Source organism: Shimia sp. (assembly GCF_965227725.1).
In the GTDB taxonomy this organism is placed as follows: domain Bacteria; phylum Pseudomonadota; class Alphaproteobacteria; order Rhodobacterales; family Rhodobacteraceae; genus Shimia.
On the sequence record NZ_CBDDGH010000001.1, the window covers coordinates 215,468 to 229,766 of the forward strand.

Below are 14,299 nucleotides of genomic sequence, written 5' to 3' on the forward strand. Positions count from 1 at the left end.
AGGAGAGGCCCATGCATATCGCGCCTTATGACAATAAGAACAAACCCATCGTGGACGCAGAACACGATCTGGTGCCGCTGAACTATTTCAACATCGTCAAACTCAAAAAAGGCGAAAGCTTTGACTATGCCGTGCCGGGCTATGAAACCTGTATCGTTCCGGCCACCGGCACCGTGCATGTGGAGGTCGAAGGCGCTCGCTATGAAAACCTTGGCAACCGCACGGTTGATGTCTGGGACGGCGAGCCGGAGGGCGTCTACGTTCCGACCGGCGCCAAAGTGCGCATCACCTGCGTAACAGACACCACAGAAACCTTCATCGCCGGGGCCAAATACGACAAGGTTCTTGAGCCTTTCGACGTGCGCGTGCCAGAGCTGGACCTCGTGCAATACGGCTCTGACGACACCAAAACCCACCGCAAAATCAAGCACATCCTTGGCGCGAACCACCACGACAAAGTGGGCCGCCTTCTGGTGAGTGAGCTCTACACCGTGGGCCAAGGTGGCTGGTCCGGCTTCCCAAGCCACAAACATGACACCGACCGCAAAGGCGATGATGGCGAGATGATCGAAACCCGCCACGACGAGACCTACAACTTCCGTTTCAGGCCCAACTATGGCTCCGGCGTGCAGATGCTTCAGCGCGAAGATAACAAGCCGGGCGATGCCTATCACATCATGGATGGCTCCACGATCCTGCTAGACAAAGGCTATCACCCTTGTGCGGTTCTGCCGGGCTATGAGATGTATTACTTCACCATCCTTGGTGGCCTGTCCCAGCGCAGCCTGAAGCAATACTTCCAGCCAACACACGCGGAACAGCTGCACACAATCCCTGGTATCATGGATATGGTGGCCAAGTTCAAATGAGCCTTGTTTCTCTCTCTGAAGTGCTTCAACCGGCGTTGAAGCAGGGCCACGCTGTGGCTGGTCTCGTGACCCTTGGCTGGGAAGATATGCGCGCCTATGTGGCGGCTGCCGAGGCGGAAAACGTGCCTGTGATTTTGCAAGCTGGCCCGTCCTGCCGCGAGCACACACCTTTGCCGGTTTTGGGCAAGATGTTCGCCCACCTTGCAGAGCGCGCCTCCGTACCCGTAGTGGCGCATCTTGATCACGGCTACACGGCTGAGGAATGCCGGATCGCCATCGACAGCGGGTTTTCTTCCGTGATGTTTGACGGCTCACGCAAGCCTTTGGCAGAAAACATCGCTGAAACCGCCGCGATTGTGGAAATGGCCCATGCCGCAGGTGTGTCCTGCGAAGGAGAAATCGGTTTTGTAGGCTATTCCGGCGGCGAAAACTCTGACGGGACAGACCCAGCAGAAGCGGCGCAATTCGCCCGTGAAACCGGCGTTGACGCAATGGCAATCTCTGTTGGCAACGTCCATTTGCAGCAAGACAAAGAAGGCGGGCTTGACGAGCCTCGCATCCGCGCAATCGAGGCCGTGACCGAGGTGCCTCTGGTCATTCACGGCGGCTCCGGCGTGCCTGTCGCGCAACGCACAGCCCTCGCCCAAGGTTCTAAAATCTGCAAATTCAACATCGGCACCGAGCTGCGCATGGCATTTGGCGCCGCCATGCGCGACGCGGTGAATGCAGACTCCGCACGCTTTGACCGGGTACAAATCCTCAAGGACACACATGAGCCGCTTGTCACAGCCACCCGCACTGTGCTGCGCGCCTTCAAAGGGGCCTAACATGCTCAAAATCGGACTTCTGGGGTGTGGCCGCATCGGTCAGGTTCACGCCCGCTCGGTATCTCAACTGGACGGCGTCACAGTGACCGCCGTTGCTGACGCTTTTAACGCTCCTGCCGCCGATCTGGCTTCCAAAGCCAACGCCAGAGTGCTGTCGTCTGAGGATCTGATCCAGAGCGCCGATGTCGACGCGGTTGTCATCGGCACGCCCACCGACACGCATTATGATCTGATCCATGCCGCCTGCGCTGCCGGCAAAGCGATCTTCTGTGAAAAACCGGTGGACATGTCAGCCGAGCGTATCCGTGAGTGTGCCAAAGCTGTCGAAACCTCCGGGGTCGCCTTTATGACCGCCTTCAACCGCCGCTTTGATCCAAATTTTGCACAGACCCAATCGCGCATCGCAGCGGGCGAAATCGGCAACGTCGAGCTGGTCACCATCCAGTCGCGCGACCCCTCCCCACCCCCGTTGTCCTACATCAAGACCTCCGGCGGCCTGTTCCGCGACATGATGATCCACGACCTCGATATGGCACGCTTCCTGCTTGGCGAAGAGCCAGTCAGCGTGTTCGCGGTCGGCTCCTCGCTGGTGGACCCGGAAATCGGCGCAGTTGGTGATGTGGACACAGCGGCTGTCACACTCACCACCGCAAGCGGCAAGATCTGTCAAATATCCAACTCCCGTCGCGCGACTTATGGCTATGATCAGCGCATCGAAGTGCATGGCGCAAAAGGTATGTTGCGGGCGGAAAACATGCTGGAAACCACCGTGGAAGTGGCAACAGAGAGCGGCTTCCGCCGCGCCCCTGCACAGCACTTCTTCCTAGAACGCTACGAAGCCGCCTACCGCGCTGAGATGGCCCATTTTGTGCAAGCTGTTTCAGAGGGCACCACACCCTCGCCCAACATCACGGATGGGCTCCGCGCTCAGGTTCTTGCAGACGCCGCTGCGCAGTCTCTGGAGAGTGGCGCACCGGTTGCGGTCTAATCACGCTCCTTCGGGGTCTCCCAAAATTTCAAACGCCCGGCAGCATCGCCGGGCGATTCTGCGTCACTTGCCAAAAAGCTTTGGACGCTCAGAAACACATTTTCGCAAGCACGTCTCTCGCTCACGCCAATGATCCGGCAAAACAGGCGCATCCTCTTTTGCAGCGTCCTGCCCACTCCAAGATTGTTCCCGTGTCGCCACTCGCAGCGTATTTGAAAGAATTCCCAACATATCATGCACTCCTAGAGTTCTCCTGCATCCGATATTGCTGGACATTCGCAATTCATGCGATTCAATATGATTTCCATATTGTAAGCTGGAATTACATATGGACTGGTCCACGCTCCCCTCTCTCTCCGCCCTACGCGCATTTGAAGCCGCCGCGCGCCATCAAAGCTTCAGCGCCGCCGCACGCGAACTCAACGTCACCCATGCGGCCATTGCCCAACACGTGCGCCAATTGGAGGCTGAGCTTTCAGAACCGCTGCTCTACAGGTCAGGTCGCGGGGTGGCCACTACAGAGGCTGGCCAACAACTGGCCCGCCAGCTCAGCGAGGGATTTTCCATCATTTCAGAGGGCGTAGACGCCCTGCGCCAACAAACCAACGCACGGCCGCTTGCCGTCAGCCTCACCCCGTCTTTTGCGATCAACTGGCTGATGCCGCGAATGGGCGGTTTCTGGCAGGCGCACCCCGAGGTGACCGTCAGCCTCACCCCCAACTCTGCACTGATTGACCTCCGCCGCGACGGGTTTGACATGGCGATACGCTTTGGTGACGGCCAATGGCCAGGACTGGAGAGCACCCTACTTACACGAGGCGAATTCTGGGTCGTCGCGTCACCGACACTCCTCTCAGGCCAAACACCCCGAACCATGCGAGACGTGAGCCATCTTCCATGGCTGATGGAAAACCACATGCTGGAGCTGCGCCGCGTCATCGAAGATGCGGATCTCGACCTCTCGACAATCGACCTTACCGTTCTGGAAACCAACGAACTTGTTATCTCCGCCTCTCTGGCGGGCCTTGGCGTTTCAGTACACCCCAGATCGCTGGTCGAGCGCGACGTCGTCGCAGGCACGCTCACGCATATTTGCTCCTTGATGCGTGAGGAGCTGGGCTACCACATCGTCACGCTTCCGGGCCGTGACAGCCCAAACCTACGCATTTTTCGCAAATGGCTGATGAAGGTCGCAAAAAGCTGACCATCCGCAAATTGTTCTTTCTTTGTTCCAATCTGCACGTTAGCGTCGCCGCATGGTTCTACGCATCTCAAACCGCGACGCCCGCCGCCTCTGGCTTTCTTTGCAGGGATTGGCTGAAACGCCGACAGGTCCCGCTGATCCGCGCGCCACGATCCGCAAGCTTGGCTTTGTGCAACTCGACAGCATTCAGGTTTTGTCCCGCGCACATCACCACATCCTGTGGTCGCGCAATCAGAACTATCGGGAGCCAATGCTCAACACGCTTCTCGCCGATGATCGCGCCGTGTTTGAACATTTCACCCATGATGCCTCTGTTTTGCCGATTGAAACATACCCTTATTGGCGCGCGCAATTTGCCCGGCGAAAGGCAAAGATGGATGCAAAAGGCTGGTATGCTGATGCGCTGGCCAGCTGTGCCGATCTTGGCATCAAAGACCGCATCACAGCCGAAGGCGCGCTTTCCACCGAGGCATTTGACACCAAAATCGAAGGCCCAAAGGAGATGTGGTCCCGCCCACCACACAAACGCGCACTCGATTACATGTGGTATGCGGGAGAACTCGCGACCTGCTATCGGCAGAATTTCAAAAAGTTCTACAACCTACCTGAACGGGTCATTCCTGAAGCGCTGCGTACCCGCGATATCCCGCACGAAGACCAAATTGACTGGCTTTGCCGCGAGGCCGTTGCGCGATTGGGTTTTGCCACTTCTGGCGACATCAAGCGCTTTTGGGAGGCCGTTGATACACCCGATGTCCGCGCCTGGGTCGAAGCATCTGATCTGATCCCCGTCGAAATCCAGACAGCCAACCGTGATTGGATCCCCATGCTCGCCACGCCGGATATAGAGGTACAACTGAATAGCGCACCAGCCCCCACGAGCCGCCTTCGCCTCCTCAACCCGTTTGATCCGGTGATCAGGGACCGCGACAGGCTCTCGCGCCTCTTTGGCTTTGACTACCGCATCGAAATCTTCGTTCCCGCCGCCAAACGCATCTGGGGCTACTATGTCTACCCCCTATTGGAATGCGACCGCTTCGTGGGCCGGATCGAATGCAAGGCTGACCGAAAGAAAGGCTTGTTGACCGTGACGCAGCTTTGGGCCGAACCCGGCGTGCGCTGGACGGACGCGAGAGCGCGCAAATTGGACGCGGAACTTGCACGCATGGGTCGGTTTATCGGAACATCAGACATTCAGTGGACGTGCCAAACGCCAAACGCCTAAATCTCCTAAAGCACGCCATGCCAACGCAAGAATACGATCAGGCAAGCCGCAAAAAGGATCAGGTTGAAGCTCACGGAACCCAGCACATCCAAAATGCGGTGAATGCGCCGCTCACGCACGTCCACCGCCTTCAAATGCGCTTCAATCTCAACAAAGGCCCGCTTCACCGCCGCGCCATCAACCTGCATCATAAGCTTGGGGTGCTGACCCAGCTTATGAGCCTCCGCGATCACTCCTGCCTGTCGATGCAGACGGGCTGGTGCCCGGCGGCCAATTTTGCGCATGGCACGCTCAAGTGATTTGGCCCGAACGCCATACTTCTCGCGCGCCAGCTCCAAGAGACGGGCCACCTTTGCTTCAATTTCATCACCTGTCATCATCGGCTTAGCCTAAATCGCAATTCCCGATGGGGAAACCGATTTTCAGCGTGGGTCGTACAAGCGCATGAGATCGCGACGCCTTGGCAACAGAGCTCTCAACAAACAATTTCCAAGCTTTGCACCACCACACTCAGCGCTGGCACCCGCGACCAAGCCGCGCTATCACGCGGTCATGTTGAATCTGATCACCCATGGCACCGCCACCGACGAACCTGATTTGCTAATTGTACACGGCCTCTTCGGCTCAGGCCGCAATTGGGGCGCGGTCGCCAAACGGCTTTCTGCCACACGTCGCGTGATCTGCGTCGATCAGCGCAACCATGGGCAAAGCCCATGGCACGACAGCCATTCTTACGAAGACATGGCCGCGGATCTGGCTGAGGTGATCAAAGCCCAAGGCGCACCAATGGATGTGCTCGGCCATTCTATGGGTGGCAAAGCGGCCATGTTGCTTGCCCTAAGCCAGCCCACGCTCGTGAACCGGTTGATCGTGGCCGACATCGCACCTGTGGCTTATGCCCATGATCAGAACCAAAACATTGCAGCCATGCGCGCTGTAGATCTTTCTTTGGTCACAAAACGCGCGGACGCGATCGCACAGCTGGCCGTGCACCTTGAAGACACAACGCTGCAGACCTTTTTTACCCAGTCGCTGGACGTAAAAGAACAGCGGTGGCGCTTAAATCTCGATGTTCTGGACAGTGAAATGCCGAAAATCCTCAGCTTTCCAGACATTCCAGGCGCCTTTGAGGGCCCCACTCTTTTTTTGAGCGGTGCAGACTCCGACTATGTCGCCACCGAGTATCGCCCAACCATCCGGGAGAAATTTCCCAAAGCCCGCTTCGCAAAGATTCGCGATGCGGGCCATTGGTTGCACGCTGAAAAACCCCGCGAGTTTATCGCTTCAGTGCAAGCCTGGCTGGATCTTTGACCGCAAGGCGCCCGCCCTTGCCTCAGCGGGCGTAAAGCGCCTGCGCAACTTTCCAGCTCACCGGAAAAGCCACCAGAAAGCCGATCAGCGCAGCACCAAAGAGCCCGAGACCGGTGTTCATTCCGGCGACCAGCGCGGCAATAACGGCTACGCCTGCACAGGTCGAGCCAATGAAAATATGCAAAATAGTGGCCAGTCTCAGCATCAGGAAAGCTCCTTCTCTCGTTCCCCGATGACCTATCACAGGCAGCTCCCAAATCCTTGATTTGGATCAGCTTTGAACCGCTATTAACAGATCATTCCGCCAAAAACCGCATCACAACCGCGCCCTGCTCATCCATGAACACCGTGCCGCCGTCCATGATGCCGACAGAAGCGACTTGCGTCAGCGTTTTGAAGAAAGCCGTTTCCTGCGCGTTCAGCTCATCACTGCACGCCATTCGCGTGCTCGCCAAGGGGCCAAAGCTCAAACGATCGACCGTGCGTGTGTAGCTACCGGTAAACCGATTGCAGCCGCTGCTCCCGCTCACGCGACCATCTGCGCCAAATTCAATCTGGGGCACACGCTCACTTTGCACCACCTCGCCGTTCATCACCACCACCAGCCAGCTGCCGATGGTCAGGTCCACATCTCCACGAGACGGCATTCGCTCCACCATGACCTCTACCTCCTCCGGCGCATCCTGGGTCAGGGCCGCAAAGCTCTGCGTACTGCGCCAAAGCACATCCTCACCAACTCGAATAATTACTCTCACCGAATACCGCCCGTTCTCAGCGACCATCCCGTCATCATAGGCCAGTCGAAAGGCAATCGGCACCTGCCCCTCTGGCTTCAAAACCTGCCGTGCCACAACGACGGAGGCCACATCCATTTTGCTCACATCCTCAAGCGTGACTTCCACCAAAGCTTCCGGCGGCAGCGCCACCCGCTCTCGATAAGAAACACTGCCAAGCAAATCCTGAATGTCGGCCGCTGCGCTCCCGGCGATCAGTGGTAGCGCTAGCCCAGCACCTAAAATCAACTTTGCGACTGTTTGACCAAACAGCATAAAATCTACCCTCCTAGCGCAACGTGGCACAAAATTTCCAAGAGAGAAATCAACCTCTTCCGCCACAACCTAAGCACAGCCCCTTGCGCTTTCCAAGCCAACGGGATCGGCACGGCAAACCATCGCCCATCAAGCCAAGTCAAAGCAGCACATTTTACCTTTTACGACCTTTGGCCCTCTTGGCCTTCTGCATCTCTCTGCTAACCTGCCCCTATGCTCCATTCTGACGCGACAACCACGCAAACCCGCTTCTCCAGCGCCCTTGTGGTGGACGATCACCCGCTCTTTTGCGACGCACTTGTGATGACGCTGCAGGCCATCTCGCCCATCAAACAGGTTGCGACAGCTCCGTGCCTCACCGATGCGATCACCTGGCTGTCAACAAACCCAGCACCGGACCTTGTTGTGCTTGACCTCAACCTGCCGGATGTCGACGGCTTTGACGGCCTGCTTCGTCTCGGCAAAGCCACCTCAGCACGCGTTCTTGTGGTCTCCTCAATGGCTGACAGCCGCACGGTCAACGCCGCCCTTCAGGCGGGAGCCGCCGGGTTTGTCCCCAAGCACAGCCAGCGCGATATGTTCCGCCGCGCTCTTGAGGCGATTGGATCCGGGCAGACTTTCACCCCGGAAGGCCACGTAAACAGCTCAGAAACAGCGGATGCCACCCAGGACGCTGTGGCCCGCCTCGCCTCTCTGACCACTCAGCAGTCGCGTATCCTTGACCTTATCTGCGAAGGCAGGCTCAACAAGCAAATCGCCTATGAGCTCTCCATCGCTGAAACCACCGTCAAAGCACATGTCACGGCAATCATGCGCAAACTTGGGGTCCACAGCCGCACCCAAGCCGTGCTGATCGCCAAGGAAGCCAGTTTTGACGAACACTTGCGCAGCAGCGGTTAGCATGGCTACCTTGTAGAGGTGATCGGGGGAGCGGTCACGGGAGGACATTGCCAGCTATGGACGCCAGCACGCCATTTACGGACGCCAAAATTGTGCGCACGGGCTTTGCGGATTGCCGCGCGCCCGATGCCATGGCGGAACTCGCCAACGCACTTGGATCAGACCCTTTGGCGCTGGTCATCCTCTTTGTGTCACCGGAGACAAACCTGCTTGAGTTGGTTGCCAAGGCCGAAACCCACTTCAACGAAACAAGGGTTGTCGGATGCACCACCGCAGGAGAGCTTGGCGCGAAGGGTTACACAGAAGGTGAAATTGTCGCCGTCGGCCTACCCACCGCGCATTTCGCCATCAAGTCGCTTTTCATCGATGATCTCTCTGAACTGCAAGCGCAGGAGCGGATCAGCGAAATGATCCAAAACCGCAATGCGCTCGCAGCCGATCACCCACGCTGGGCATCAGAATTTGCGTTTCTGCTCGTAGATGGGCTTTCGACCCGCGAAGATGCACTGGCCGCTGAGCTGGCGATGGGATTGGGGCCAGTGCCGCTTTTTGGTGGCTCTGCCGGTGACGGGGAAGACTTTGGCGCGACGCATATTTTCTATGAGGGCGCCTTTCACACCAACGCGGCCGTTCTCATCCAAATTCGGTCCAATTGCCCCATCCATGTGTTTAAAACCGATCATCTGCGGCCCACCGAGCAACGCATGGTGGTCACCGCAGCAGACCCCACCACACGCTTGGTGCATGAAATCAACGCAGAGCCCGCCGCACGGGAATACGCCCGCATCCTTGGCAAAGATCCGGAACAGCTTTCCACATTCACCTTTGCCGCACATCCCGTTGTGGTGCGGATCGGTGATCAAACCCACGTCCGCGCCATTCAACGTGTGGCGGACAACGGCGATCTGGTGTTTTTCTCAGCCATTGACGAGGGAGTTGTTCTCACCCTCGCGGAACCCGAAGACATGGTGTCCCATCTGGAGCGCGAACTGTCGGCTCTGTCTGACCAGCGCGCCCCCGATATGATCCTGGGCTGCGACTGCCTGCTCCGGCGCGTCGAAGCCACGCAAAAGCAGGTCACCACAGAGATTTCCCGCGTGCTTGCCAAACACAATGTGGTTGGCTTTTCGACATACGGTGAACAGATCAATTCCATGCACGTGAACCAAACCTTCACTGGCGTCGCCATCTATCCGCCACTGGAAGACTAAACCCATGGCGCCTCAGTCCTTAATCGATCCCGCCGACACACTTGAGCGGCAAAATCAGAAACTGCTGACCATCGTTGACACGCTGATGCGGCGGGCAGAAGCCAACCCGGACAGCACCGGCGTGGCATATGCGCAATTTGAACGCGCTGTGATGCTTGAAGAGGAGGTCCGCGCCCGCACGCTCGAACTTGAGCGTGCTCTGGATCTTCTGAACACCTCCAACGCCTCTCTTGCGCAAGCCAACGCGGAGGCCGAGGCCGCGCGCGCCAATCTCGCCAATGCCATTGAAACGGTGCAGGAGGGATTTGCGCTCTTTGATGCGAACGAGAATTTGGTGATGTGCAACAGCCGCTTTGGCAAACACATGCGCGATGTGCACCACCTTTTCAAACCCGGCCTGCCCTTTGCCGAATATGTGCGCATCGTTTCTGAAAGCCCTTATTTGGAACTACCCCAAGGCACCACCTCGGAGGATTGGCAGGAACGTCGCATGATCCGCCATCGCGAACAGCACGTGGTCTTCAACGCCCGCATGGCGGGCGACCGCTGGCTGCAGGTGTCAGAGCACCGCACCCGCGACGGCGGCACCGTGGTGCTGCAAACCGATGTCACCGACATGATGCTGATCGAGCGGCAGGAACGCGAACGCCTGCTGGACGATCAAGCCCGGCTGGTGAAAGCAACCCTGGAACACCTCAATCAAGGCGTGGGCATCTTTGATCGCGAAGCCCGACTGGTCGGCTGGAACCGCCGCTTGGGCGAACTTCTGTCGATCCCGCTACGCCGCTTCCGCTTGGGCCTGCCTTTTCGCACTGTCTATGACCAACTCTCCCGCATCGTGACCTTCCGCAACGCAACCGACGCGGTGGACCTCTTTGAATGGTCTGCCCATCAAGGCCGCCGCGCACCGCTGTCTTTTGAAGTCGCATTGGGGGAAGACCGCACGCTAGCCGTTTTTGCCCAGCACATGCCCGATGGTGGCTTCGTGATTTCCTTCACAGACATCACAACCGAGCGCCGGGCATTACGCGCGATCTCTCAGGTCAATGAAACGCTGGAGCGCCGCGTACAGGAACGCACCTTGGAACTGCGCGACGCTCTAGCCGAAGCCGAACGCGCCAACGCATCCAAATCACGGTTCGTGGCCGCCGCCAGTCACGATTTGCTGCAACCGCTCTCTGCGGCGAAGCTATACCTCTCCTCATTGGAAAATGACCTTGAAGCGCCGGATCAGCGCGAACGCCTCGTGAAAGCGACCGGCGCGCTGCAAAGCGTCGAAGATATACTCGGAGCACTTTTGGACATCTCCAAACTGGATTCCGGGCGTGTCGCCGTCCATGAGAGCCGCATCCCGCTCAATGAACTGCTGCAGCAACTTCATAGCGAACTGGCACCTGCAGCCGCAGAGAAGGGGTTGCGATTTGACCTGCGAACCGCCGACCTCTCCGTCACCTCAGACGCCACTTATTTGCGTCGAATTTTGCAGAACCTCATGGGCAACGCGCTACGCTACACCCATGCTGGCCGCGTTCTGGTCGGCACAAGGCAGCGAGGCGACACCGTCGTTGTGGAAGTCTGGGACACTGGCCCCGGCATTCCGCCTGAACAACACCAAAAGGTCTTTGACGAGTTCCACCGCGTCAACGCAGCCGCCAGCCCCGCCGAAGGATTGGGACTTGGCCTCGCGATTGTTGAGCGTGCATGCCGTCTTCTAAAACACCCCTTGGAACTTCACTCCACACCGGGCCGCGGCACACGGTTTTGTGTCACACTGCCTCTGGCCGCCGCGCATGAAAGCCCTCTTCCGACAGAGGTCCTACGAGCTCAGTCGAGCGAGCCTCTGACCCACCGGATCGTCCTGCTTGTGGAAAATGACGAAGCTCTTAGGCAGGCAATCAGTATGACACTTGAAAACTGGGGCGCCGATGTTCTGGCCTGCGGCAGCGATGTAGAAGCGCTCGAGCTCCTGCGGGAAATCGACATCGCACCCGATGTCGTTCTGGCAGACTACCAACTCGACAATGGTGCGACAGGGACAGATCTCATTTCTATCCTGCGCGAGCTGTTCGGACCTTTGCCAGCCTGCGTTATCTCTGCAAACCGCTCCCCCGATTTGTCCGCGCTCTGTGCGGCTCTGCATGCGCCACTTCTGCACAAACCACTGGATCTGGAAGCCCTGCAAGACGCCCTTCAGAACGCACCAACTCCGTCGACTTAGACACCGACAACGCACACCCGCGATACAGTCGCGATATTGACGCAATACCGAGGTGATACCGACGCGCAAATTTGCCCCTTTCCGCGCGCCCCGACACCGCCTAAATAAATGATATTGCAGCAGCTCGGAGCCAGCCATGACCCGCCTTCAAACCGCCTTGGACGCCATTGACGAAGCCAACGCAAAAGATCCCAGACTGGATGAAGGCCAACCCGAAGCCCTGCTCTATGGAACGCGGATGTCGGAGGAAGCCAACCGACTTTTTCCTAATGCTTCCGAGAGCTTACAGATTGCAGCACGGGGTCAGCATATCGAGCGCTGGGTCTTGAAACGGGCCGATTACCCTGAAGGCCGCGCAGGTTATCTCAAATGGCGTCGCGACCTCGCAGTGCACCACGCTGATCGTGTTTCGGCCATCATGGGAGATGCAGGTTTCTCAGAAGATGAGATTTCTGAGACCGGAGCGATGCTGCGCAAAGAAGGCATCAAACGCAACGATCAAGTCCAAGCTCTTGAAGATATTATATGTTTTGTCTTCCTGAAGTGGTACTTCGCGCCTTTCGCAGCCAAGCATCCTGAAGAAAAAGTACTCGATATCGTGGTCAAAACGGCGCGTAAAATGTCCGCCGACGCCCGCGCCCGCGTGCTCGCTGAATTCAACCTGCCCGCTGATCTTGCCGCAGCCTTCGAAGCCCCCAACGCATGAGCACTCCGCAACGGGAAGCTCTCATCGTAGCACATGGACAGCCGTCTGTGCCCGTTCCTCCCGAACTGTGGCTACAAGGGTTTGCCGCAGCGGTTGGCAAGCATCTGCCTGGTTGGCACATTCGCGCCGCCACCTTGGCGATGCCTGACGCTCTCGAGCGGCAAGTGTCTGAAATGCCAACAGGTTCTCAAATTTTCCCGATGTTCATGGCGGACGGCTGGTTTGTCTCCAAGGTCCTGCCTAGGCGCCTCAACGGTGCTGATCTCAGTATTCTGCCGCCGCTCGGTTTTCACCCTGCTCTGCCGGACGTCGCAGCTGCGAGCATCCGAAAGAAGCTCTCCTCGCTAGGTTGGGAGACTGCAGAGAGTCATCTACTTTTGGCGGCTCATGGGTCCGCCAAAGGCCCCAAAGCCGCAGCCTCTGCCAATGGCTTCGCTCAACTGCTCAGAGACCACCTCAAGGGCCTAAAAATCACCACAGGATTTGTCGAAGAAGCGCCTTTTATAGCCGACGCCGCGAGGGACCTGCCAAAGCAAAGCCTGTGCCTACCATTCTTCGCGCTGGAAGGAGAGCATTGTCGAGAGGACATCCCAGAAGCGCTTGACGAAGCAAAGTTTTCCGGGCTCCTCATGCCACCTCTTGGCACATGGGACGAAGCGGCAAAAATGGTTGCTGACACCTTCCGCAACTGTGCCTAAAGCGAGCCGCCTCGCGTGACTTGTGGTTCCAATTTCACAGTCTGGGCTGGAGAATTCGGCCCCTGTGACGCCAGAATGATCTCCGCGGCCTTCTGGCCGATCTCAAATCGATGGGCGTCCGTCGTTGCCAAGGTCATCGGCAAACCACGCAACAGTTTCAAATTGTTGAACCCAGCCAGCGCCAACTCGTCGGGAACTGAAATTCCCTTAGCCAGGCAATGCATGTACGCACCAACGCTCAAAACGTCACTTGAGAAATAGATACATTCCAACTCCGGCGTCCGCGCCAGCAACATCTCTGTCAGTTGGTGGCCTGTCTCAATCGAAGACACCCCAGAATAAAGCTCTTGATCCACAAGTGAAACACCCGCTTCTTCGAGCGCTTGCTCAAAACCTTTCAGGCGTTTTTCGGCCCGATAATCCTGCGGCATCTTGGTGCCGATAAAGCCGATCTTCTGATAGCCCGCATCCAAAATGGTGCGCGCCATAACGCGACCAGCTTCAAGGTGCGAGATGCCGACACAGTGTTTGACCGGATCCCCGTCCACATCCATTACTTCGACAACCGGGCAATCTGCATTTGCCAACATCGTGCGCGCAGCATCATTGTGCTCAAGCCCTGCAACGACCACGCCAGTTGGTCGCCAACTCAACATCTCGCGAATGACTTCTTCTTCTTCAAGAAGATCATACCCAGTAACACCAATCACCGGCTTCAGCGGCGTGTCTTTCAGCGTTGAGCTAATGCCCGAGAGAACCTCTGGAAAAACAGAGGAATTGAGGCTCGGCACCACCACGCCCACAAGATTCACTTTGCTCGAAGCCAAAGCTCCGGCAATTCGATTCGGCACATATCCGACATCACGCGCGATCTGTTCGACCTTTTGACGCGTGGCTTCAGAGACGTCCTGAGCACCACGCATGGCGCGCGACGCAGTCATTTCACTCACGCCCGCGAGCTTGGCGATGTCTTTGAGAAGTAGCTTTTTTCCCATGCCCAGATCGTCTGACACAACCACCGCCAACGCAACCCTGAAAGCGCACCTCGCCGAAGTTCGTGAGACCCCTTGATTCCAGAAAGATTAGAGTATAC

15 protein-coding genes are annotated in these 14,299 nt (G+C 57.6%); 11 read left to right on the forward strand and 4 right to left on the reverse strand.

The annotated features are described in order from the left end of the window. Positions 1-11 precede the first annotated feature (11 nt). From ACO07T_RS01025 to ACO07T_RS01045, 5 genes are all read left to right on the forward strand, one after another. The gene (locus ACO07T_RS01025; protein ID WP_422047885.1) at positions 12-869 is read left to right on the forward strand and encodes a 5-deoxy-glucuronate isomerase; all 858 of its coding nucleotides are present in this window, start codon (positions 12-14) and stop codon (positions 867-869) included. Continuing rightward, positions 866-1,696, forward strand: a complete 831-nt coding sequence (locus ACO07T_RS01030) for a class II fructose-bisphosphate aldolase (RefSeq protein ID WP_422047886.1) — start codon at positions 866-868, stop codon at positions 1,694-1,696. The genes ACO07T_RS01025 and ACO07T_RS01030 overlap by 4 nt, the downstream gene beginning before the upstream one ends. 1 nt (position 1,697) lies before the next feature. After that, positions 1,698-2,684, forward strand: a complete 987-nt coding sequence (iolG, locus tag ACO07T_RS01035; RefSeq protein WP_422047887.1) for an inositol 2-dehydrogenase — start codon at positions 1,698-1,700, stop codon at positions 2,682-2,684. Positions 2,685-3,012: 328 nt separating this feature from the next. Continuing rightward, complete coding sequence (locus ACO07T_RS01040) at positions 3,013-3,888, forward strand: LysR family transcriptional regulator (RefSeq protein ID WP_422047888.1); 876 nt, start codon at positions 3,013-3,015, stop codon at positions 3,886-3,888. A gap of 52 nt (positions 3,889-3,940) precedes the next feature. Next, positions 3,941-5,113, forward strand: coding sequence for a winged helix-turn-helix domain-containing protein (locus tag ACO07T_RS01045; RefSeq protein WP_422047889.1), 1,173 nt, complete (start codon positions 3,941-3,943; stop codon positions 5,111-5,113). 5 nt (positions 5,114-5,118) lie between these two features. Here the strand turns inward: ACO07T_RS01045 and ACO07T_RS01050 are convergent, their stop codons facing one another. Beyond that, positions 5,119-5,493 (reverse strand): hypothetical protein, encoded by a 375-nt coding sequence (locus tag ACO07T_RS01050; RefSeq protein WP_422047890.1) that lies wholly within the window; start codon positions 5,491-5,493, stop codon positions 5,119-5,121. Between the two features lie 172 nt (positions 5,494-5,665). On the opposite strand from ACO07T_RS01050, the gene ACO07T_RS01055 reads away from it, so the two are divergent. After that, a complete protein-coding gene (locus tag ACO07T_RS01055; RefSeq protein ID WP_422047891.1) occupies positions 5,666-6,424 on the forward strand; it encodes an alpha/beta fold hydrolase in 759 nt (252 codons plus the stop codon). Between the two features lie 22 nt (positions 6,425-6,446). Here the strand turns inward: ACO07T_RS01055 and ACO07T_RS01060 are convergent, their stop codons facing one another. After that, on the reverse strand, positions 6,447-6,629 hold the full coding sequence (locus tag ACO07T_RS01060) for a CTP synthetase (RefSeq protein WP_209065079.1): 183 nt from the start codon (positions 6,627-6,629) through the stop codon (positions 6,447-6,449). A gap of 91 nt (positions 6,630-6,720) precedes the next feature. Next, the gene (locus tag ACO07T_RS01065; RefSeq protein WP_422047892.1) at positions 6,721-7,473 is read right to left on the reverse strand and encodes an META domain-containing protein; all 753 of its coding nucleotides are present in this window, start codon (positions 7,471-7,473) and stop codon (positions 6,721-6,723) included. A 213-nt stretch (positions 7,474-7,686) separates the two neighbouring features. Between ACO07T_RS01065 and ACO07T_RS01070 the strand changes: the two genes are divergently transcribed. The 5 genes from ACO07T_RS01070 to ACO07T_RS01090 all read left to right on the forward strand — a co-directional run bounded on the left by ACO07T_RS01070 (position 7,687) and on the right by ACO07T_RS01090 (position 13,206). Further along, positions 7,687-8,373: a LuxR C-terminal-related transcriptional regulator gene (locus ACO07T_RS01070; RefSeq protein ID WP_422047893.1), complete on the forward strand. Its 687-nt coding sequence runs from the start codon at positions 7,687-7,689 to the stop codon at positions 8,371-8,373. Between the two features lie 56 nt (positions 8,374-8,429). Further along, the gene (locus ACO07T_RS01075) at positions 8,430-9,584 is read left to right on the forward strand and encodes an FIST N-terminal domain-containing protein (protein WP_422047894.1); all 1,155 of its coding nucleotides are present in this window, start codon (positions 8,430-8,432) and stop codon (positions 9,582-9,584) included. Positions 9,585-9,588: 4 nt separating this feature from the next. After that, positions 9,589-11,802 carry a PAS-domain containing protein gene (locus tag ACO07T_RS01080; RefSeq protein ID WP_422047895.1) on the forward strand — a complete coding sequence of 738 codons (2,214 nt, stop codon included), beginning with the start codon at positions 9,589-9,591 and terminating at the stop codon, positions 11,800-11,802. 136 nt (positions 11,803-11,938) lie between these two features. Continuing rightward, a complete protein-coding gene (locus ACO07T_RS01085; protein ID WP_422047896.1) occupies positions 11,939-12,508 on the forward strand; it encodes a DUF4202 domain-containing protein in 570 nt (189 codons plus the stop codon). Next, positions 12,505-13,206 carry a CbiX/SirB N-terminal domain-containing protein gene (locus ACO07T_RS01090; protein WP_422047897.1) on the forward strand — a complete coding sequence of 234 codons (702 nt, stop codon included), beginning with the start codon at positions 12,505-12,507 and terminating at the stop codon, positions 13,204-13,206. The genes ACO07T_RS01085 and ACO07T_RS01090 overlap by 4 nt, the downstream gene beginning before the upstream one ends. On the opposite strand, the gene ACO07T_RS01095 is transcribed toward ACO07T_RS01090, so the two are convergent. Beyond that, complete coding sequence (locus ACO07T_RS01095) at positions 13,203-14,201, reverse strand: LacI family DNA-binding transcriptional regulator (RefSeq protein WP_422048589.1); 999 nt, start codon at positions 14,199-14,201, stop codon at positions 13,203-13,205. The two genes, ACO07T_RS01090 and ACO07T_RS01095, sit on opposite strands and share 4 nt — an antisense overlap. Between the last annotated feature and the right edge of the window lie 98 nt (positions 14,202-14,299).